This is a genomic window from bacterium SCSIO 12827, from assembly GCA_024397995.1.
Taxonomy (GTDB): Bacteria; Pseudomonadota; Alphaproteobacteria; order Rhodospirillales; family Casp-alpha2; genus UBA1479.
In genome coordinates, this window is record CP073746.1 from 3,240,722 (window position 1) to 3,261,638 (window position 20,917).

At 64.2% G+C, this 20,917-nt stretch carries 21 protein-coding genes; 13 read left to right on the plus strand and 8 right to left on the minus strand.

Features of this window, described 5'->3' with window-relative positions; genetic code table 11:
* Window positions 1-13 precede the first annotated feature (13 nt).
* From KFF05_15135 to KFF05_15145, 3 genes are all read left to right on the plus strand, one after another.
* Window positions 14-880, plus strand: coding sequence for a LysR family transcriptional regulator (locus tag KFF05_15135; GenBank protein UTW51229.1), 867 nt, complete (start codon window positions 14-16; stop codon window positions 878-880).
* 398 nt (window positions 881-1,278) lie between these two features.
* Entirely contained in the window at window positions 1,279-1,746 is a 468-nt protein-coding gene (locus KFF05_15140) for a DUF433 domain-containing protein (GenBank protein ID UTW51230.1), read from the plus strand.
* Complete coding sequence (locus KFF05_15145) at window positions 1,743-2,147, plus strand: DUF5615 family PIN-like protein (protein ID UTW51231.1); 405 nt, start codon at window positions 1,743-1,745, stop codon at window positions 2,145-2,147. The genes KFF05_15140 and KFF05_15145 overlap by 4 nt, the downstream gene beginning before the upstream one ends.
* Before the next feature lie 74 nt (window positions 2,148-2,221).
* On the opposite strand, the gene KFF05_15150 is transcribed toward KFF05_15145, so the two are convergent.
* The 5 genes from KFF05_15150 to KFF05_15170 form a co-directional block, all read right to left on the minus strand.
* Window positions 2,222-3,589, minus strand: coding sequence for a glutamine synthetase (locus KFF05_15150; protein UTW51232.1), 1,368 nt, complete (start codon window positions 3,587-3,589; stop codon window positions 2,222-2,224).
* Between the two features lie 33 nt (window positions 3,590-3,622).
* Window positions 3,623-4,798 carry an iron-containing alcohol dehydrogenase gene (locus tag KFF05_15155; GenBank protein UTW51233.1) on the minus strand — a complete coding sequence of 392 codons (1,176 nt, stop codon included), beginning with the start codon at window positions 4,796-4,798 and terminating at the stop codon, window positions 3,623-3,625.
* A gap of 5 nt (window positions 4,799-4,803) precedes the next feature.
* Complete coding sequence (locus KFF05_15160; GenBank protein ID UTW51234.1) at window positions 4,804-6,195, minus strand: aldehyde dehydrogenase family protein; 1,392 nt, start codon at window positions 6,193-6,195, stop codon at window positions 4,804-4,806.
* Window positions 6,196-6,265: 70 nt separating this feature from the next.
* Complete coding sequence (locus KFF05_15165) at window positions 6,266-7,282, minus strand: C-terminal binding protein (protein ID UTW51235.1); 1,017 nt, start codon at window positions 7,280-7,282, stop codon at window positions 6,266-6,268.
* Window positions 7,283-7,314: 32 nt separating this feature from the next.
* Window positions 7,315-8,718: an aspartate aminotransferase family protein gene (locus tag KFF05_15170; protein UTW51236.1), complete on the minus strand. Its 1,404-nt coding sequence runs from the start codon at window positions 8,716-8,718 to the stop codon at window positions 7,315-7,317.
* Window positions 8,719-8,943: 225 nt separating this feature from the next.
* On the opposite strand from KFF05_15170, the gene KFF05_15175 reads away from it, so the two are divergent.
* The 8 genes from KFF05_15175 to KFF05_15210 all read left to right on the plus strand — a co-directional run bounded on the left by KFF05_15175 (window position 8,944) and on the right by KFF05_15210 (window position 16,461).
* A complete protein-coding gene (locus tag KFF05_15175) occupies window positions 8,944-11,331 on the plus strand; it encodes a heavy metal translocating P-type ATPase (GenBank protein ID UTW51237.1) in 2,388 nt (795 codons plus the stop codon).
* Window positions 11,332-11,335: 4 nt separating this feature from the next.
* A complete protein-coding gene (gene cueR / locus KFF05_15180) occupies window positions 11,336-11,728 on the plus strand; it encodes a Cu(I)-responsive transcriptional regulator (protein ID UTW51238.1) in 393 nt (130 codons plus the stop codon).
* 20 nt (window positions 11,729-11,748) lie between these two features.
* A complete protein-coding gene (locus KFF05_15185) occupies window positions 11,749-12,210 on the plus strand; it encodes a cytochrome c (protein UTW53743.1) in 462 nt (153 codons plus the stop codon).
* Between the two features lie 103 nt (window positions 12,211-12,313).
* Window positions 12,314-12,730 (plus strand): hypothetical protein, encoded by a 417-nt coding sequence (locus KFF05_15190; protein ID UTW51239.1) that lies wholly within the window; start codon window positions 12,314-12,316, stop codon window positions 12,728-12,730.
* A gap of 279 nt (window positions 12,731-13,009) precedes the next feature.
* A complete protein-coding gene (locus KFF05_15195) occupies window positions 13,010-13,522 on the plus strand; it encodes a cupredoxin domain-containing protein (protein UTW53744.1) in 513 nt (170 codons plus the stop codon).
* Window positions 13,523-13,546: 24 nt separating this feature from the next.
* Window positions 13,547-15,274, plus strand: coding sequence for a copper resistance system multicopper oxidase (locus KFF05_15200; protein UTW51240.1), 1,728 nt, complete (start codon window positions 13,547-13,549; stop codon window positions 15,272-15,274).
* Window positions 15,271-15,993 (plus strand): copper resistance protein B, encoded by a 723-nt coding sequence (locus KFF05_15205; protein ID UTW51241.1) that lies wholly within the window; start codon window positions 15,271-15,273, stop codon window positions 15,991-15,993. Before KFF05_15200 ends, KFF05_15205 begins: the two co-directional genes overlap by 4 nt.
* Window positions 15,994-16,008: 15 nt before the next feature.
* The gene (locus KFF05_15210; GenBank protein UTW51242.1) at window positions 16,009-16,461 is read left to right on the plus strand and encodes a DUF411 domain-containing protein; all 453 of its coding nucleotides are present in this window, start codon (window positions 16,009-16,011) and stop codon (window positions 16,459-16,461) included.
* A gap of 3 nt (window positions 16,462-16,464) precedes the next feature.
* Here KFF05_15210 and KFF05_15215 read toward each other — a convergent pair whose 3' ends face one another.
* From KFF05_15215 to KFF05_15225, 3 genes are all read right to left on the minus strand, one after another.
* Window positions 16,465-17,025 carry an HNH endonuclease gene (locus tag KFF05_15215; protein ID UTW51243.1) on the minus strand — a complete coding sequence of 187 codons (561 nt, stop codon included), beginning with the start codon at window positions 17,023-17,025 and terminating at the stop codon, window positions 16,465-16,467.
* 148 nt (window positions 17,026-17,173) lie between these two features.
* A complete protein-coding gene (locus KFF05_15220; protein ID UTW51244.1) occupies window positions 17,174-18,358 on the minus strand; it encodes a peptidylprolyl isomerase in 1,185 nt (394 codons plus the stop codon).
* Window positions 18,359-18,384: 26 nt separating this feature from the next.
* On the minus strand, window positions 18,385-19,047 hold the full coding sequence (locus KFF05_15225) for a dienelactone hydrolase family protein (GenBank protein ID UTW53745.1): 663 nt from the start codon (window positions 19,045-19,047) through the stop codon (window positions 18,385-18,387).
* Between the two features lie 209 nt (window positions 19,048-19,256).
* On the opposite strand from KFF05_15225, the gene gluQRS reads away from it, so the two are divergent.
* Together gluQRS and KFF05_15235 are read left to right on the plus strand one after the other, a co-directional pair.
* The gene (gene gluQRS / locus KFF05_15230; GenBank protein UTW51245.1) at window positions 19,257-20,120 is read left to right on the plus strand and encodes a tRNA glutamyl-Q(34) synthetase GluQRS; all 864 of its coding nucleotides are present in this window, start codon (window positions 19,257-19,259) and stop codon (window positions 20,118-20,120) included.
* Entirely contained in the window at window positions 20,117-20,908 is a 792-nt protein-coding gene (locus KFF05_15235) for a thermonuclease family protein (protein ID UTW51246.1), read from the plus strand. Before gluQRS ends, KFF05_15235 begins: the two co-directional genes overlap by 4 nt.
* The last annotated feature ends 9 nt before the right edge of the window (window positions 20,909-20,917 follow it).

A 20,917-nucleotide genomic window follows, 5' to 3' on the forward strand; every position in this document is an offset into this window, starting at 1 on the left:
ATAGGCTTCATCTATGTACTATTCGCAACTGCGCGCGTTCCATGCGGTCGCCACGCAGGGCGGCTTCTCCAAGGCCGCCGAACACCTGCATCTGACCCAGCCGACCCTGTCCGACCAGGTCCGCAAGCTGGAAAAGGATTTCGACGTTCTGTTGTTCAACCGCACCTCGCGCTCGGTCGCCCTGACCGATGCCGGGCGGCACCTGCTCGCCATCACCAACCGGATGTTCGAATGCGAGGGCGAGGCGCTGGAATACCTCAAGGAATCGCAGAACCTGCTGGTCGGCTCCCTGACGCTCTCGGCCGACGCGCCCTTTCATGTGCTGCGCATCGTGCGCGCCTTCCGCAACCGCTATCCGGGCGTGACCGTGAACCTGAAGATCGGCAACTCGGAAGACATCCTCAATCAGCTTTACGATTTCGACGCCGACGTCGGCGTGTTTTCCCATGTGCCCGACGACGCCAGGCTCAAGGTGCTCAGCCTGCGCGACGACCCCCTGGTCGCCGTCATCAACCGCGACCACTCCTGGGCCGGGCGCGGCGCGGTCAAATTCAAGGAACTGGCCGGCGAGCCCCTGGTGCTGCGCGAACGGGGCTCGACCACCCGCCGGCTGGTCGAACAGGAATTCGCCCGGCTGGAGCTACAGATGGGCACGGTGATGGAGGTCGAAGGCCGCGAAAGCATCCGCGAGGCCGTCGCCACCGGCAACGGCATCGGCTTCGTCTCCAAACCCGAATTCGGCTTCGACTCGCGCCTCGTGATGATCGAGCTCAAGGACTGCAAACTGCCCATGCACGAATACATGGTCTGCCTGGAAAACCGGGCCGAAACGCGGGTGGTTCGGGCGTTCTGGGAGCTGGCGGTGACGGAGCGGGATTAGATCAGCTTGGACCTTAGCCTTGTTATTGAATGATACGACCGCTAGCAGCCAAAATCCGGGGCTCATTCCTCACGCTTTCTAGCGGCTGGAAATGGGTCGATCCGAGCCCAGCGCACTAGGGAATTCTTTACCTAGCGCTAGGTAAAAAGGTAAAAGCGGTCCGGGAGACAAATATGCGCGGCCAAGACTTCGACATGATTGGGGTGGGGCTCTACACGATCCCTGAGGCTGCCCGCTTAGTTGGGGTAAGTTCTCAACGAGTACGCCGCTGGGTTTCTGGTTATAGATTCCGCACTAGGGACGGTCGCGAAGGTGCGTCCTCTCCAATCTGGAATTCAGATGCACCCTCGACAGACACTACTGTCGGCCTAAGCTTCCTCGATATGATGGAAGTTCGGATGGTCGATGCATTCCGAGCGCATGGCGTGTCATTTAAAGCGATTCGTGAGGCGGCATCTTATGCCTGTCACGTCCTTAACGACCCGCATCCCTTCACGATGAGAGAGTTCTCGACAGACGGTAACCGTATCTTTGCCGAAGCGTTGGAAGGCAAAGACGAGCGGGTGCTCGATATGAACCGGGGGCAGTACGTCAGCAAAACCATCGTACAGCAGAGCCTCTTTAAAGGGATAGAATTTGAACACGGGCAAACAGCCCGGTGGTTCCCGGTTGCGAGCAGAAAGATTGTCATTGACCCTGATCGCAGCTTCGGGCGGCCGGTTCTCGCTCGTTCCGGTGTGCCGACAGAGGCACTGTTCGCAGCGTACGAAGCTGAGGACTCAATTGAGACCGTGGCCAATTGGTACGAGGTTTCAAGAGCTGAAGTCCGCGCTGCCGTCGACTTCGAGAAGAAAGCGGCAGCTTGAGGTTCTTCATCGACAATAACCTACCACCACAATTTGCCAGGGCTCTGGACGCCCTAAGTCACGCTGAGGGGCACAGCGTCCAACATCTTAGAGATCTATTCCCTTCTGACACGCCAGATCATGTCTGGCTTAACGTTCTCGCTGACGAAGGTAATTGGATCATCATCACGCAAGACCGCATCCGAAAAAATGACCTGGAAAAGATGGCTCTCCGGCGCACCGGAATCGTCACCTTCATGCTAAAAAAATCATGGAGTGACCACAAATTCTGGGAGAAAGCACAAAACTTAGTGAAATGGTGGCCACGCATTATGGAGCATGCGGAAGGGGTGACGAATGGTGTGTTTCTCGTCGACTGGCGTATGTCCGGGAAGGGTAAGTTCGAGACCGTCACGGTTTAGTCGAATTCTGAACGTCCCTCATCTTTAGTCCTCATACATAACGACTGTCGCGCTCCCGGCGCTCGGGCCTTGCGCTAAATAATCTCGAAATACCGCTCCATCTCCCAGTCGGTGATGGCGCGGCGGAATTCGCGTTCTTCCCATTCGCGGGTCGCGGCGTAGTGGTCGACGAAGGCGTCGCCGAACAGGCCGCGCGCGGGCTTCGACGTCTTGAGCATCCCGGCCGCGTCCATCAGGGTGCGCGGCAGGTTGAGGCGTTTGGGGAAGGTCTTGTCATAGGCGTTTCCCTCAACCGCCTTGTCGGGCTCGATCTTGTTTTCGATCCCCCACAGCCCGGCCCCGATGCCGGCGGCCAGCGCCAGATAGGGGTTGGCGTCGGCGGCGGCGATGCGGAATTCCACGCGCTGCGATTTTTCCGAGCCGGGGATGATGCGGATCGCGCAGGTCCGGTTGTCGACCCCCCAGGTCGAATCCGTCGGCGCCCAGAAGCCCGGCACCAGGCGGGTGTAGCTGTTGACCGTGCCGGCGATCATGGAAAGGAATTCGGGCAATAATTTCTGCTGCCCGCCGACGAAGTGGCGCATGGTGTCGCTCATGCCGTGCGGCTTTTTCCGGTCCAGGAACACCGGCTTGCCCGCCTTGGTCGTCAGCGACATGTGGATATGGCCCGACTGCCCCGGCCAGTCCGGCGACCAGCGCGCCATGAAGGTCGCCATCAGGCCGCGCTTCTGCGCCATGATCTTGGCAAACGTCTTGAACAGCACGGCCTTGTCGGCGGCCGCGAGCGCCCCGTCGACCTGAATGGCCGCTTCGAGCACGCCCGGCCCCGTTTCCTCGTGCAGGCCCTCCAGCGCCATGTCCATCTTCAGGCAGCCGTCGAGGATGTCGCGGTACAGGTCGCTTTCGACCGTGGAGCGCAGCATGGAATAGCCGAAGAAGCCCGGCTGGATCGGCTTCAAATCGCGGTAGTTCTTTTCGCGCACGGTTTCGGGTGTTTCCTCGAACATGAAGAACTCGTATTCGAGGCCGGCCAGCACCTTGAAGCCCATCTTCTCGGCCTTGGCCAGGGTCCGGCGCAGCACGGCGCGGGGGCAGACTTCTTCATACTTGCCGTCGAATTCGCCCAGGAAGAACAGCATGTCGTCTTCCCAGGCGATCTCGCGGCAGCTTTCGGGGATGACGCGCACGGGGGCATCGGGATAGCCCGTGTGCCAGCCGGTGACGGAGACATTGTCGTACAACTGATCCTTGGAATCCCAGCCCAGCACCACGTCACAGAAGCCGAAGCCCTTATCGAGGGAGGAGATGAACTTGTCGGCCTTCATGTATTTGCCGCGCATGATGCCGTCCATGTCGACCACGCCGACCTTCACGTATTCGCATCCGCGCTCGGCGATGATCTTCTTGGCGTCTGCCGCCGTCTTGACCTGTCTCGGTTTCATCTGCCTGTCCCCCTTATTGGAAATCGTTCGGCCCTAGAATTCCAGACGCCCCCCATGGGCGTCCAGGAACAATGCCGCGTATTGGTCCTTGGTGAATGGGATCGGGTTGCCCCCCGCCGTCGGATCCTCGACCGCCATGGCGCCGACCGTGTCGGCATCGTCGCCGGGAATGTTCATCTCGGCCAGGGTGTGCGGAATGCCGATCTCGGCCCGCAGGTCCAGGATCCAGCGGATCACCCCGGCGGGCGAATGCTCGGCAAGATCGAGGGCGCGGGCCAGGTCCGTCAGGTCCTTTTCAATCGCCGCCTTGTTAGCGTTGACCACATAGGGCATGAGCACGGCGTTCAAGAGCCCGTGGTGGGCGTCGTAAAGTGCCCCCAGCGGATGGGCGAGCGCATGAATGCCGCCGAGGCCGCGCTGAAACGCCGTCGCCCCCGCCATGGCCGCCGCCATCATGTGGGAGCGGGCCTCGATATTCTTGCCGTCCGCAACCGCGGTCGGCAGCCAGTCCTTGACCAGCCGCATGCCCTCCAGCGCCACACCTTTCGCAAACGGGTGATAGAACGGCGCCAGATAGGCTTCTAGATTGTGCGAGAGCGCGTCCATGCCCACCGCCGCCGTGACATGCGCCGGCAGGCCGATGGTCAGGGCCGGATCGGCGATGGTCACGCTCGGCATCATCTTGGGATGAAAGATGACCTTTTTCACGTGGCGGGCACTGTCCGTAATGACCGAGGCGCGGCCCACGTCCGATCCCGTGCCGGACGTGGTTGCGACGCAGACGTTGGGGGCGATCCCGGCCGGGTCGGCGCGGGCCCAGTTGTCGCCCACGTCCTCGAAATCCCACAGCGGCCGGGTCTGACCCGCCTGAAAGGCGATGGCCTTCCCGGCGTCCAGCGCGCTGCCGCCGCCGAAGGCGATGACGCCGTCGTGATTGCCCGCCTTGAACGCGGCGACCCCGGCCTCGACATTCTCCAGCGTCGGGTTGCCCTTGATGGCGGAGAACACCTGGACCGAAAGCCCGGCCCCTTCGACTGCGGATACGGCCTCGGCCACCATGGGCAGGGCCGCCAGGCCCGGGTCCGTCACCAAAAGCGGATTGGCCATGCCCGCCTGGGTGCAGGCCTCGCCCAGTTCCGCGAGGCGCCCGGCGCCGAAGCGGATGGCCGTGGGGTAGTTCCAGTTTCCTTTAAGGGGCATCGTTGTCATGGGGGTCAGACCTGCGTGCGAAGGTGAAAGGACATGGGCCGGGTCAGGTGATCGTAGCCCAGGGGCGACAGGGTGCAGCCCCGGCCCGAATTCTTGACCCCGGTCCAGGCCAGGGCCGGGTCCAGATAGTCGGCCCGGTTCATGAAGAGCGTTCCCGTCTCGACGCGGGCACCCAGCGCCAGGGCCGCGTCCGCATCCGCCGTCCAGATGCTGGCGGTCAGGCCGAAGTCGCTGTCGTTCATCAGGGCCACGGCCTCGTCGTCGCCGGAAACCTTCATCACGCCGACCACGGGGCCGAAGGATTCTTCCGTCATCACCCGCATGCCGTGGTCGACGCCGACCAACACCTGCGGCGCCATGTAGGCGCTGCCCGCCCCGTCGCGCGGAAAGGCCTTGGGATCGATCAGGGCCTGGGCCCCGGTCTGGACAGCGTCGGCGATCTGGCCGCGCACGAAGTCGGCGGCCTTGGGCCGCACCATGGGGCCCAGGGTCGTGGCCGGATCAAGCGGGTCGCCCAGGACATAGCCCTTGGCGATCTCCACCATGCCCTGAACGAAGTCGTCATAGACGTCGGCGTGGACATAGACCCGCTCGATCCCGCAGCAGCTTTGCCCGGAATTGAAGAACGCCCCGTCGGTCACGTTCTCGATGGCGTGGGGCAGGTTGGCGTCGGCCCGCACATAGGCCGGATCCTTGCCGCCCAGTTCCAGCCCGATGCCGATGAAGCGGCCCGCCGCCGCCTGCTCCATGGCCGCCCCGCCGGGGACGGAGCCGGTGAAGGCGACGAAATCGATCTCGGGGGATTCCACCACGCGGGCGGTCTGGTCGTGGGTCAGGTGCAGGACCTGGAACAGGCCATCGGGGGCCCCCGCGGCCTCGAACGCGCGGGCGATGCGCTCCCCACACAGCGGCGTCTGCGTCGCGTGTTTCAGGACCACCGCGTTGCCGGCCATGATCGCCGGGACGATGGCGTTGACCGCCGTGAGGTACGGATAGTTCCAGGGGGCGACGACCAGCACGACGCCCAAAGGCATGCGGCGGATGAAGCGGGTGAAGCCGGGCTTGTCCGGGGCCGGCCGGTCGGCAAGCACGTCTTCCGCAATCGCGATCATGTGCTGTGCCCGTTCCGCGAAGCCGTTGACCTCGCCCGCGCCATAGCGCGCGGGCCGGCCCATCTGGCGGGCCAGTTCCTCGGAAATGTCTTCGGGGTCTTTGATGAAGGCATCGACCATGGCCGTGCACAGCGCCGCCCGCTCGGCGACCGGCACATGGCGCCAGGCGACCTGACAGGCCCGGGCGCGGTCGAGCGTGGTCTGAATATGGGCATCGGCGGCGGCGGGACGTTCGGCGTAAACCGCGCCATCGACGGGAGAAATGCATGTAAGGGTTTCGGTCATGGAGCACTCGGTCTGTGGGCCGGGGAAAGGCGGACGTTAGCCCGCCGGTCCGGCGCGCGCCAGGGTGTTTCTAGCCCTCGAACCGCACGCCCTGAGTCTGAGCGCGCAGGCGCGGGTCGGGCGATTTCACGGTCACGGGCCGTCCCTCCAGAACCTCGCGGCAGCGCTCCAGGGTCTCAAGCTCCAGGCGCTCCATGGCCTCATGGGTGAAGAAGGTCAGATGCGGCAGCAGGATCACGTTGTCCATGCCGAACAGGGGGCTTAGGGGATGGCCTTCGAGCATCAGCGGCTCCTGGCTGTAGACGTCGAGGCCGGCACCCGCGATGCGGCCTTCCAGCAAGGTGCGGACCAGGGCCGCCTCGTCGATGACCGCCCCCCGCGCCACGTTCAAAATGATCGCCGTCGGCTTCATGGCCGCCAATTCCTTGGCCCCGATCAGGCCCCGCGTTTCGTCGTTGAGAACCGAATGGACAGAGACGACATCCGATCGCGCCATCAGGTCCATCAGGTCCGCCACGGGCTCGATCCCGATGCGCATCAATTCGGCGGGCGGGGTATGGGGGCTGTAGGCGATGACATGCGCGCCGAACCCCGCCCCGGCCATCTGCGCGAAGGCGCGGCCGATGCGCCCGGCCCCCACGATGCCCACGGTCTTGCCCGCGATGTCATTGGCCAGCCATTTTTCCTCGGGCCAGGCCCAGCCGTCGGCCCGCATGGCGCGGTCCAGCGGGATCAGCTTTTTCGCCAGCGCCAGCATCAGGGTGAAGGCCCCTTCGGCCACCGTGCGTTCGGCATATTCCGGGATGTTGACCACGGGGATGCCCCGCGCCCACGCGGCCGCCATGTCGATGGCGTCGATACCGACGCCGTATTTGACGATGCCCTTGAGTTTCGGGGCCGCCGCGATCACCCGTTCGGTGATCGGCGTATAGCACATGAGGATCAGGTCCGCGTCGGCGACAGCGTCGAGCAGAACGTTCTCCCCCGCCCCGTCGGGCACCAGAACCAGATCGACGCCCATGTCGCGCAGGCCTGCGTCGATCACTGGGCATTGCAATTCGCGGTCCGTGCGGACGACCTTGACCATCTGTGTTCCTTCCCTTGCCGGGTTGTTGTCGTTCAAGCCAGGCCTGCTTCGCGGGTGGCATCCGTGATGGCGCGTTCCAGCACGTCGAGGGCCTGATCCATCTGGTCCCGCGTCACCACCAGGGGCGGCGTCAGGGTCAGCGTGTTGCCCATGGAGATTTTGAACGACAGGCCGCCGTCCAGGCAACGGTAGAGAACGTCTTCAACAAGATCCGCCGCCGGCGCTTTCCCGGCCTTGTCCATGACCAGTTCGACCCCCATCAGGAACCCCCGCCCGCGCACGTCGCCGATGACGCCGATGCGCCCCTTCATGTCATGCAGGCGGCCGAGAGCATAAGCCCCCAGGGTCGCCGCGTTCTCGACCAGGTTTTCGTCCTCGATGATCTCGATCGTGGTCAGCCCGGCCCGCGTGGTCACCGGGTTTTTCTCGTGCGTGTAATGGCCAAAGGCGTAATCGCCGGCGACGTCCAGGCCCGGCCGGGCGATGACGGCGGCGATGGGCAGGATGCCGCCGCCGAGCCCCTTGCCCATGACCAAGATGTCCGGCACGACATCATCATGGTCACAGGCGAACATGCGCCCGGTCTTGCCCAGGCCCGTGGGGATTTCGTCGAAGATCAGAAGCGCGCCGACGTCGTCGCAGGCCTGGCGCACGGCGGCCCAGAACCCGGGCGGCGGCACGAAGGGCACGGCGCGGGCCGGTTCGGCGATCACGGCGGCGACGTCGCCTTCCTTTTCCAGCACGTAGCGCACCATGTTGGCGCAGGTCATCTTGCACAGGTTCAGGTCCGGCTGGCCGTCCGTTTCGGGATATCCATAGGGGCAGCGGTAGCAGGCGAAGGGGGCGACGTGCTCGGTCCCCGCCAGCAGCGGGCCGACCAAGTTCGATCTGAACAACTGTTCCCCGCCGACCGACGACGCCCCGAATCCGGCGCCGTGAAAAGCGTCCCAGAACGACACGGTCTTGAACCGCCCGGTGGCCGCGCGGGCCAACTTCAGCGCGACCTCGACCGCGTCGGACCCGCCCGTGGTGAACAGCACCTTGGACAAATCGCCCGGCGCGATGTCGGCCAGTTTGCGCGCCAAGGCCGTCGCGGGCGCGCACGCAAACCGGCGGGGCGCGAACGGCAAGGCGTCCATCTGATCGGCGATGGCCTTCTTCAGGCGCGGATGGCCATAGCCGATGTGATGCACGTTGTTGCCGTGGAAATCGAGATAGCGCCGTCCTTCGGCGTCCTCGATCCACGGCCCCTCGGCCTTGGTGATCACCGACAGGCAGGGCGTGGACACGGACTGGTGCAGGAACAGGTCTGCGTCCTCGGCAAGTTGTGTCTGCGACGCCGCCCCCAGGGCCCCCGCCGCCCATTCCCGGCGCCGGGGCGAGGCATTGCTTTCGCCCTCGGACGGGGCCGGAATGGCGGGTTTCTCAATGGGCATGGACAGCACGCGTTCCCCTGGATTGGTCGACGGAGTGTCGCCAGGGGTCCCGGTATACGTCAAATCGTTAATGCCGATAGAATTTATCGGCAGGGCCTATGTAGGAACCATTCGACGACGGCGTGACGGCAGCCCTTGACCTTCCAGTAACTGGAAGCCTTATGTAGAAGGCCATGATGACCGCCGCGGGCCTGCCGCCCGCGCCGAAACCGAAGGTTTTCCGCCATGTCCGCACATTCACACGCTCCTACCGACACACCGAAAAGCGGTGGTTCCTGCTGCGCCGGGGGGCACGATCATGGTGCCGAGACCGCCAAGGACCCGGTCTGCGGCATGACCGTGACCTTGGGTCAGGGCAAGCCGACCTTCGACCACGGGGGGGAGACCTATCATTTCTGTAACCCCGGCTGCCGCACCAAGTTTCAGGCCGACCCCGATCATTACCTGTCGGGTGCCCACAAAAAGCAGGCCGAGGCCATGCCCGCCGGCACCCAATACACCTGCCCCATGCATCCGGAGATCATCACCGACAAGCCCGCCGACTGTCCGATCTGCGGCATGGCTCTGGAACCCATGGGCATCCCCACCGGCGACGCAGGCCCCAATCCCGAACTGGTCGATTTCACGCGCCGCTTCTGGGTCGGCGCGGTGCTGACCCTCCCGCTGCTGGTCCTGACCATGGGTCCCATGCTGGGCCTCGGCATCCGCCAGACGATCGGTGAGGGGACGGCGCAATGGGCCGAACTGATGCTCGCGACCCCGGTCGTGCTGTGGTCGGGCTGGCCGTTTTTCGTGCGCGGCGTGAAGTCCGTCATTACCGGCAATCTGAACATGTTCACCCTGATCGCCATGGGCGTGGGGGCATCCTTCCTGTTCAGCATCGCCGCCGTGCTGGCCCCCGGCATCTTCCCCGACGGCTTCCGCGACGCCGGCGGCCATGTCGGCGTGTATTTCGAGGCCGGGGCCGTAATCGTCGTCCTGGTCCTGCTGGGTCAGCTGATGGAACTGGGAGCCCGCGACCGGACCGGCGCGGCGATCAGGGCATTGCTGGACATGGCCGCCAAGACCGCCCGCGTCATCCGCGCCGACGGCCGGGAAGAGGAAATCCCCCTGGAAGACGTCAAGGTCGGAGACCATCTGCGGGTGCGGCCCGGCGACAAGGTGCCCGTGGACGGCGTGGTCCTGGAAGGGCGCTCGTCAGTCGATGAAGCGATGATTTCCGGCGAACCCCTGCCCGTCGAAAAAACCGCGGGCGACGAACTCACCGGCGCCACGATCAACGGCACCGGCAGCCTGATCATGGAGGCCCGGCGCGTCGGAGCCGACACCATGCTGAGCCGGATCGTCGAAATGGTCGCGAGCGCCCAGCGGTCGCGCGCCCCCATTCAGAAGGTCGCCGACAGCGTCGCCGGCATCTTCGTGCCGGCGGTGGTCGCCGTCGCGGTCATCGCCTTCATCGCCTGGTCGATCTGGGGACCGGCTCCGGCCCTGGCCTATGGGCTGGTCGCCGCCGTGGCTGTGCTGATCATCGCTTGCCCCTGTGCCCTCGGCCTGGCGACACCGATGTCGATCATGACGGCGACGGGCCGGGGGGCGCAGGCAGGCGTGCTGATCAGGAATGCCGAAGCGCTGGAGCGCTTCGCCAAGGTCGACACCCTGATCGTCGACAAGACCGGCACCCTGACCGTCGGCAAGCCGAAACTGGTCGCCGTGCTGCCCGAGCCAGGCCATGACGAGGTCGAGGTGCTGCGCCTGGCCGCCAGTCTGGAGCGGGGATCGGAACACCACCTGGCCGAGGCCATCGTCGCCGGTGCAGAAGACCGCAACATCACCCTTGCCAAGGCTGACGACTTCGCGGCCGTCACCGGCAAGGGCGTCACCGGCGTGATCGACGGCAAGCGGGTCGCCCTCGGCAACGCCCGCCTGGCGGCCGACCTGGGCCTGGACGGCGATGCGTTGTCGGCCACGGCGGACGCCCGGCGCGATCAGGGCGAGACGGTCATGTTCGTGATCATCGACAAGGAAATCGCCGGCCTGATCGCCGTCGCCGACCCGGTCAAGGAGACCACCGCGGATGCCATCAAGGCGCTGCACGCCCAGGGCTTCCGCATCGTCATGGCGACGGGCGACAACGAACGCACGGCCCGCGCCGTGGCGTCGAAGCTCGGCATCGACGAGATCCGCGCCGACGTCCTGCCCGAGGACAAGGCGCGGATCGTCAAGGACCTGCAGACCGAGGGCCGCAAGGTCGCCATGGCGGGCGACGGGGTCAACGACGCGCCCGCCCTGGCCCAGGCCGATGTCGGCATCGCCATGGGCACGGGTGCCGACGTGGCCATCGAAAGTGCGGGCACCACCCTGATCAAGGGGGACCTGAACGGGATCGTCCGCGCGCGGAACCTGGCCCGCGCAACCATGCGCAACATCAAACAGAACCTGTTTTTCGCCCTGGTCTATAACGCGCTGGGCGTGCCGGTGGCGGCAGGGGTTCTTTATCCCGTGTTCGGCATCCTGCTGTCGCCCATGTTCGCCGCCGCCGCCATGAGCCTGAGTTCCGTTTCCGTGATCACCAACGCGCTGCGCCTGCGCAGGGTCAGGATCGAGGAGGAATAAGCCCATGAACATCGGTGAAGCAGCGAAGCATTCCGGCCTGCCGGCCAAGACCATCCGCTATTACGAGGAAATCGCGCTGGTCGTGCCGGGACGCAGCGACAACGGCTACCGCACCTATTCGCCGACCGACGTGCACAAGCTGCAGTTCGTGCAGCGGGCGCGCGGGCTCGGCTTTTCCGTCGAGGACTGCCGCGCCCTGCTGTCACTGTACGAAGACGACCACCGCGCCAGCGCCGATGTGAAGGCGATCGCCACGGAACACCTTTCGGAAATCGAAGCCAAGATCGCCGAGCTCAAGGCCCTGCACAAGACGCTCAAGCATCTGGTCGATCATTGCCACGGCGACGATCGCCCCCATTGCCCGATCATCGACGACCTGGCGGGACCGGACCATTGACCGCGGGGCGCACCAAGATTTTGGGGGCCGGCGCCATCTTGGCCGCCGTCGCGCTCGGCAGTGCCGTCTGGCTCGGCTTGGCCCCAGACGACGGCACGGTCGAACTGCGGCCCGACGACGCGGCGACCGTCGCCACGGGCAAAGGCATTTACGAAGAACATTGCGCAAGCTGCCATGGCGCGAACCTGGAAGGTCAAGTGAACTGGCGCGAGCGCCTGCCCACGGGCCGCCTGCCCGCCCCGCCCCACGACCGCACGGGCCATACCTGGCACCACCCGGACGCCCAACTGTTCGACATCACCAAGCGCGGCCCCGCCGCCGTGGTCGGCGGCAGCTATGAAAGCGACATGCCGGGTTTCGACGGCGTGCTGAGCGACGCCGAAATCATCGCCGTCCTGTCCTATATCAAGAGCACCTGGCCCGCGGGCATCCGCGCCCGCCACGACGACCTGAACCGCCGCGCCCAGGCAGACGGAAAATAAGGCACCTGGAACAAACCGTTTCACCTTGACCTTCCTGCAGGTGGAACCTTTAAAATTCTACGTAATGCCGCAAGACATGAGCCAATCACCGGACCAAAGACCCATGGCGCGCACAAACCCAGGAACAGCAGTTACAGAACGGCGCATGCGCCGCGTGTGCTGTGTGTTTCTGGCCATTGCCGTCCTGTTCTCCGGCTTCGGCGCCGGCCATGCGGCCATGGCGATGTCCGCGGATGGGGCACATCAGGCCCATAACGCCTCGGCCTGGGTGCAGACCGCCGCACCCGACCATCAGAAGTGCCACGATCAGGCACAGCCGCAGGAACAGACCCCGCCGCCGTCACAGCACGACATGGGCGGCTGCTGCGTCAACGCCTGCTTCTCACCGGCCCTTCCCCGCGATGTGCTCAGCTTCACGCCCCCTGCTTTTGAAATTCAGAAGGTACAGCCAAGCACCGATCAAGCCCCCGCGCTGACCGCCCCCGCCGGCCTGTTCCGGCCACCGCGAGATCGCGCCTAGCCTCCGCTCGGCCGATTTCACCTGCACCTGCGCGGACCCCAGGTCCGGTCCACCCAATACGATCCCCGAGCGGAAATCCGACAAGGCGGCGAAGCCTTAAGTCTTCGCCATGGCCGCGTCACAGACGCGATCCCCGATCAAAAGGATATTCCGATGAAAGTCTCTCAAGATTTCACCTTTCCCACGTCCATCCGTTCCGCCGCCGTCGCCCTTGCCGTGTTGGCGGCGGCATCCCCCGCCCTGGCCGGATCCGGCCAACCCGGCCACGGTCACAGCGACATGCCCATGCAGGGCCATATGAAGGAAGGCATGAAAATGGGCGGCCACGGTTCTCCGGGCCACCACCGCGGCATGGCCGCCATCGGCGAACCCGGCAAGGCAGCGGACGTCACCCGCACCATCGACATCACCATGCAGGACAATTTCTATGAGCCGGAGAGCATCTCGGTAACCGCCGGGGAAACCATCCGTTTCAAGATCACCAACAAGGGTGCTTACCTGCACGAATTCGGCCTGGGCACCGCCGCCATGCATGCCGCCCATCAGAAGCAGATGATGACGATGATGGAGCACGGCATGATCGAAGCCGACCGCATCAACCATGAGAAGATGAAGATGGACCATGGCGACGGCCACATGATGAAGCACGACGACCCCAACAGCATCCTGCTGGAGCCGGGCAAGTCGGGCGAGATCATCTGGAAGTTCACCAAGCCGATAAAGCTGGAATTCGCCTGCAACGTCCCGGGGCATTACGAATCCGGGATGATGGGCAAAATCCGGTTCAAGTAGCGGCACAGGGAACGGGAGAGACCCATGCGACATTCAATCCATTCCCTGATCGGGTTGGCGGCCGTCCTGGCCGCCACCCTGGCGGGGGCACCGCCGGCACAGGCCGGCACCTACAACCTGGAAATCGCACGCGGCGCCATCGACGTCGCCGGCCGGCCGCAAGACGCCATGACCATCAACGGCGGCATCCCCGGCCCGGTCCTGCGCTTCACCGAGGGCGAGGACCTGACCATCAACGTCACCAACAAGATGGACGTGGACACCTCGATCCATTGGCACGGCCTGATCCTGCCCTATCAACAGGACGGCGTGCCGGGCATCAGCTTTCCCGGCATCAAGCCGGGCGAGACCTTCACCTATACCTTCCCGGCGCAACAAAGCGGCACCTACTGGTATCACAGCCATTCGGGGCTGCAGGAACAGTCAGGGGTCTACGGCTCGATCATCATCGATCCGAAAACCCGCGAACCCTTCCGTTATGACCGTGAATACGTGGTCGTTCTGTCCGACTGGCACAAAACCGACACGCCCAAGACCATCCTGTCCAACCTGAAGATCATGGCGGACTACTACAACTATCAGCAACGCACCCTCGGCACCCTGCTGGACGACGTCAAAAAGATGGGCTTCGGCGCGGCCCTGGCCGACCGCATGGCCTGGGGCGACATGCGCATGATGCCGTCCGACATCGCCGACGTCTCGGGCTATGTGTTTCTGATGAACGGCCGTAACCCCGACCAGAACTGGACCGGCCTGTTCAAACCCGGCGAGCGCGTCCGCCTGCGCTTCGTCAACGCCGCCGCCATGACGTTCTTCGACGTGCGCATTCCGGGATTGAAAATGACCGTGGTGCAGGCCGACGGCAACAACGTGCGCCCGGTCCCCGTGGACGAATTCCGCATCGCCGTCGCCGAAACCTATGACGTCATCATTCGCCCGACCGAGGACAAGGCCTATACCCTGTTCGCCGAAAGCATGGCCCGTACCGGCCATGCCCGCGGCACCCTGACCCCGGAAATGGGCCGGACGGCGGCGGTCCCCGATGCCCGCCCGAAACAGTTTCTCACCATGGCCGACATGGGCATGGCCCACGGCGACATGCCCGGCATGGATCATGGGGCGATGAAAATGGATCATGGAAAAATGAGCCATGGCGCCATGAAGATGCCCGGGGGCGACCACATGATGCCCGACGGCACCATGATGAAGGGAATGGACCACGGCAAAATGGGCCATGGGGCCATGGCGTCGAACCCCAAGGACGACCCGTTCTATGCCCCCGGCAGCGGGCTGATGCCCAAGGCAGCCGAGGGCGGCAAGTTCCTGTCCTATGCGGACCTGAAGGCGTTCAGGCCGCTGTATCCGGACCGCGAAGCCACACGGGTCATCGAAGTCCGCCTAACCGGCAACATGGAGCGCTACATCTGGTCCATCAACGATGTGAAGTATTCCGATGCCGAGCCGATCAAGCTCAAGTTCGGCGAACGGGTGCGCTTCAAGTTCATCAACGAAACCATGATGACCCATCCCATGCATCTGCACGGCATGTGGCAGATCCTGGACAACGGATCCGGTAAATACAATCCGGCCAAGCACACCATTTCCATTGCGCCGGGCACCACGGTGGAGGCCGATATCGAGGCCGACGCCGAAGGCCAATGGGCCTTTCACTGTCACCTGATGTACCACATGGCGTCGGGCATGTTCCGTAAGGTCGTGGTCGAACGTGAAACGGCGGAGATTGCCCGATGAATTACTCAAACAGCTTCCTCCCTGCCGCCATCCTGGCGACCGCCGTTTTCATCCCGACATCCATCGCTCGGGCGGCGGAGATGGACGATGCGATCTATTGGCAATTTCAGGTCGATCAATTGGAGTCCCGGGCAGGCGACGGTGCCGATGTCGTCGCCTGGGACGCCAACGCCTGGATCGGCAACGACGACCATCGCCTGGCGTTCAAGTCGGAAGGGGAGAACCCCATCGGCAAGCGCCTGGAAAAGGCGGAGCTACAGTTTCTGTACCGCCGACCGATCTCCACGTTCTTCGACCTCAACGCCGGCATCCGCCACGACCTCAGGCCGGACCCGGACCGCACTTATGCTGTGATCGGCGTCCAGGGTTTGGCCAAGCAGTTCGTGGAAACCGACGCCAATCTGTTCCTCAGCGAAACCGGCGACCTGTCGGCCCGGCTGGAAGCCGAGGTCGACTGGCGCCTCACCCAACGCTTGATCCTGCAACCAACGGCGGAGATCAACGTCGCATTCTCCGAGGACCGGCGCATCCATTCCGGGGCCGGGATCAACACCGTCGAGGCGGGCCTGCGTCTGAAGTACGAAATCCGCCGCGAATTCGCCCCCTACGTCGGCCTGCATTATGAACGCAAAGTCGGCGCCACCGCCAATTTTGCCCGCGGAGAGGGCGAGGATACGGACAGCCTGCGCTTCGTCGCGGGTGTCAGCTTTTGGTTTTAAATGGAGGAGACATTCATGCGCCTATACAAAACCCGCGCCGTACTGGTGGCGATCCTGCTTCTTTTCCCCGCCGCCGCCTTCGCCGCTGAAGTCACGGTCTACAAGTCGCCCTACTGCGGCTGCTGCGGCGCTTGGGTCAAACACATGAAAGACCACGGCCACGACGTGAAAACGATCGAGATGGAAGACCTGACGGCGATCAAGAAAATGACCGGCGTCACCGAGCCCCTGCAGTCCTGCCATACGGCGGTGGTCGACGGATACGTCATCGAAGGTCACGTCCCGGCGATGGATGTTGCACGGCTGCTTCAGGAAAAACCCCAGGCCAGGGGGCTTGCCGTTCCCGGCATGCCCATCGGTTCGCCGGGCATGGAAGGACCCGACCCGCAAGCCTATGAAGTGCTGTTGTTTCAGGCCGACGGAACGTCGGCGGTCTATGCCCGTCACCAGGGCAAGCCGACGCCGTAGCCTCTAAGGTTCCAGTTCCGTATCCCAGTACAGGAAATCCCGCCAGCTTTCATGCAGATAGTTCGGCGGGAAAGCGCGGCCGTTTTCCTGCAACAGGAAATTCGACGGCTGTTCCGGTTCGCGCAGGGGCACCATCCCACATTGCCGGGGCAGGCGGTGGCCTTTCTGAAGATTGCAGGGCGAGCAGGCGGTGACCACGTTGGACCAGGACGTGCGCCCGCCCCGCGCGCGCGGGATGACGTGGTCGAAGGTCAGATGGTCAGCCGGAAAATGTTCGCCGCAATACTGGCAGTGGAAGGCGTCGCGCAGGAACACATTGAACCGGGTGAAGGCCGGGCGCCTGCCCATGGATACGTATTCCTTCAGCGCGATGACGCTGGGCAGGCGGAATTCCTGGCTGGGGGAATGGACGATCCGGTCGTATTCGGAGACCACGTTGACCCGGTCGAGGAACACCGCCTTGAGGGTGTCCTGCCAGGACCACAGGGAAAGGGGGAAGTAGCTCAACGGCCGAAAGTCGGCGTTGAGAACGAGAGCGGAACAGCTTTCGGCGGAAGCGCTCACGGGGTCGAAACCTCATATCTCCTACCTGATGGCGCGGAGGATACTACATATTGCGATTCCGCGCCAAATGTTCCCGCCGTGAACCTTTTCTGACAACCGCCTGCATGATCCGGTTACAGATTTGCGGCGTCGGGGCCGGTCCCGAAGATTATTTGTAGAGGTCGGCGACGACACGCACGGTCGTCATGCGTTCCGGCACCTTGGGCCGGTTGGCGGGCTTCAGCGCCTTCAGGTACTGCATCCCGGCGACGACCCGGCCCCAGGCCGTATACTTGCCGTCGAGGGTCCGCGCCGTCGGGCCCAGGGCGAAGAAGAACCGACTGTCGGCGCTGTCGGGATCATTCTTGAGGCGCGACATGCCGACCATCCCTTCGCTAAAGGGGGTGGACGAGAATTCGGCGGCGATGGCCGTGCCGCTGCCCCCCGTTCCGCCCCCGCCGCCCGGCGTGAACGACGGATCCCCGGTTTCTGCGACATAATCCTGACGCACGAAATGAAAGGCGAGACCGTCATAGAATTGCTGCCGCACCAGTTGCTTGATCCGCCGCACATGCACAGGTGCCAGCCCGGGCAGCAGTTCGACATAGACCTTGCCCGCAGGCAGATCCACGACCAGCAGGTTTTCCTTATCCTTGTTCGCCAGGAACGGCGGCAGGATGATCACCCGGGTTTCTTTTTGCGGGTACGGGGCGGCCTGAGGAGCGATGCCGCCACCGTCCGCAAGCATGGTGACCATGAACTCGATGGCTTGGCTCATGCCGGGCGAGCGCGCGTCGGCAAAGGCCGCGCGTCGGGTCGTGACCTGATAGACTTGACCACTGCGCACGTCGGCGATGCCGAACTGGGACTGCACGACGACCACGCCCTCGACCACAGCGACCTCGGTGCTGCCGTCCTTGACCAGGACGTCGAACTGCGTGCCGCGAATGCCGATGGTCGCCGTCGGCGTCTTGATCAGGAAATCCATGGGCACGCCGGCGGAAGCGAAGCGGATGACCCCCGACATCATGCGGAAGGCCCCGGTGACCTTGTTCTGATCGCGGCCGTAGACGAGGTCGTCCAGGATCAGTTCGGAATTTTCGCCGATGCTCAACGACGACTGGTCGGCCAGCCGGATGTCGATGGCGCTGCGGTCTTTTGTAATGACGGTTTCGTTGGCGACCAGGCCGTCGCCGGTCTGCACCGACTGTCCGAACGACCGGGTGACGACGTCATTGACCACGCGTTTCGCCGTGCCGACGTTTTCCGCCGCCATGGCCGTGCCTGGAATGGCCGCCGCCCAGCACAGCGCAAGCGACAGACAAAGAACGGCGAAAAAACGGGAGATGTTCATAAGGCGGTCTTGGGCGCGGGCGACGTCTAGGACGTGCGGCCGGCAACCTCGAGAACGTCTATGCCGAACATTTCGGCCAGGAATTCCATGCCCAGCTGGATGCCCATGTCGTCGAGACCGTGGCCCAGGTTGGGCGACAGATAGGCCGCCACGGGCACACCCGCCGCCTTCAGGGTGTCTTCCGCATGGTACATCAGGTCGGGCGGCACGATAGGATCCGCCTCGCCGTGCATGAGCAGAACCGGCGGCTTGGACTTGATCTCGGACGCCAAAAGCTCATCGCCAACCAAGGCACCGGAATAACCGATGATTCCGGCCAGCGGTTTGACCCGCCGGGGGCCGACATGCAGCGCCATCATGGTGCCCTGGGAAAAGCCGATGATCGCCATCTTGCTTTCGTCCAGGCCCAGTTCGGCCAACAGATGGTCGATCAGCGCGTTCAGGATGGGGGCCGCCATCTTCACGCCCTCAAGTTTCTTTTCCTTGGACGGATCGGCAAGGGAGAACCACTGGAAGCCCATGGGCCCGCCGTCGAATCGGAAAGGCGCGTTGGGCGCGATGAACACCGCCTTGGGCAGCACCCGCCCGAAATAGGTCGCCAGATTGATCAGGTCGTCGCCGTCGGAGCCAACGCCGTGCAGCAGCAGAACCACCTGTTCCGGCTTGGAGCCGTCACGCGGCAGCACCATGGGGCCCGTCAGATGCGGGATATCCTCTTCCTTAGGAAGGTCGGGGGCGAGTTTTGCGGGCTTCTTGATTTTGCTCATGGCGGCGGGCTCGTCTATTCCATTACGTGAACGGTATTATGGCTGGTACCGGTTCACCTTGTTACCCCAGAATGGTTAACGAATGGTGCCATAGGGCGCCAAATCCCGCAGAAAGGGCCGATAGATTCCCCATGTCCGCAGATACCACCGTCACCCGTTTCGCGCCGAGCCCGACCGGCCGCCTGCACCTGGGCCATGTCTATTCGGCCTGGGTCGCCTGGAACCAGGCAGCCGCCGACGGCGGACGGTTTCTGCTGCGGATCGAGGACATCGACCAGGGCCGCTGCCGGCCCGAGTTCGAGGACGGCATTGTCGAGGATCTACGCTGGCTGGGCCTGACCTGGGAAGCCCCGGTGCGCCGCCAGTCGGACCACCTTGAAGACTACGCAACGGCCCTGGGCCGCCTCCGGGACCGGGGGTTGATCTATCCCTGCTTCTGTACCCGCAAGGACATCGCGGCGGAAATCGCCGCTGCCGGGCACGCGCCGCACGGTCCCGATGGGCCGCTTTATCCCGGCACCTGCCGTACCCTCGACCCGGCCCGGGCCGAAGACCGCATGGCCGCGGGCGAGGCCTATGCTCTGCGCCTCAAGATGGATGCCGCGGCGGCGATGGCCGGCCCCCTCACCTGGGTCGATCTGGACCAGGGCGAACAGACCGCCCGGCCCGAATTGTTCGGCGACGTGATCCTCGCGCGCAAGGACACGCCGACCAGCTATCACCTGTCCGTCACCACGGACGACCACATACAGGGCGTGACCTGCGTGACCCGGGGTCAGGACCTGTTCGAGGCGACCCACGTTCACCGCCTGCTGCAGGCGCTGCTCGGCCTGGACACGCCCCTCTACCGCCATCACGGCCTTCTGACGGGGCCGGACGGCAAGCGCTTGGCCAAACGCGATAAGGCCGAAACCATCGAAAGCCTGCGGGCAGGCGGCCATTCACCTGCTAATGTATGGGCCATGGCGGGCGTGTCGGCGGAGGCAATGCCATGAAGTTCACGGCCATCCTGATCGGACTTGTTCTATGGGCCGCCCCGGCGGCGGCGCAGGATTCATTGACCCCCGGCGAACAAGCCGTGGTCACCGCCGTGGTCGACGGCGACACGGTGTTCCTCGACCGGGATATCGTCGGTGCCTCGCAGGTTCGCCTGACCGGCATCCAGGCGCCCAAGCTGCCTTTGGGCCGCGTCGGTTTCAAGGAATGGCCGCTGGCCAAGGAATCCAAAGCCGCACTTGAAGATATTCTGTTGAACCAGCCCGTGCAGCTGTTTTACGGCAATGCCCGAATGGACCGTCATGGGCGGCTTTTGGCCCATCTGATCGGACAGAACGGTATTTGGGCCCAGGGCGAGATGCTGACGCGCGGTATGGCCCGGGTCTATACCTTCCCCGACAATCGGGAACGCGCAGCCGAGATGTACCGCCTGGAAGCCGTCGCCCGCGCCGCCGGGCGCGGCATCTGGGCAGATCCGTACTATGCCGTCCGCGCCGCCGATCCCGAAGCCCTGGCCCGCGACATCGACACCTTTCATGTCGTTGAAGGCCGGATCATCGACGCAGCCGATGTGCGCGGCGTGATCTACCTGAACTTCGGCGCCAACTGGCGCACGGATTTCACGGTGCGCATCGACCGCAAGGCGGCCCGCCGGTTCAAGCGCGCGGGTCTGGGGCCGGATGCCTATCAGGGCCGTGAGGTGCGCGTGCGCGGCTGGCTCAAGAACTGGAACGGCCCGATGATCGAGGCCAGCCATCCGGAACAAATCGAGGTTCTGGCAAAGTAGTGCCGTTCC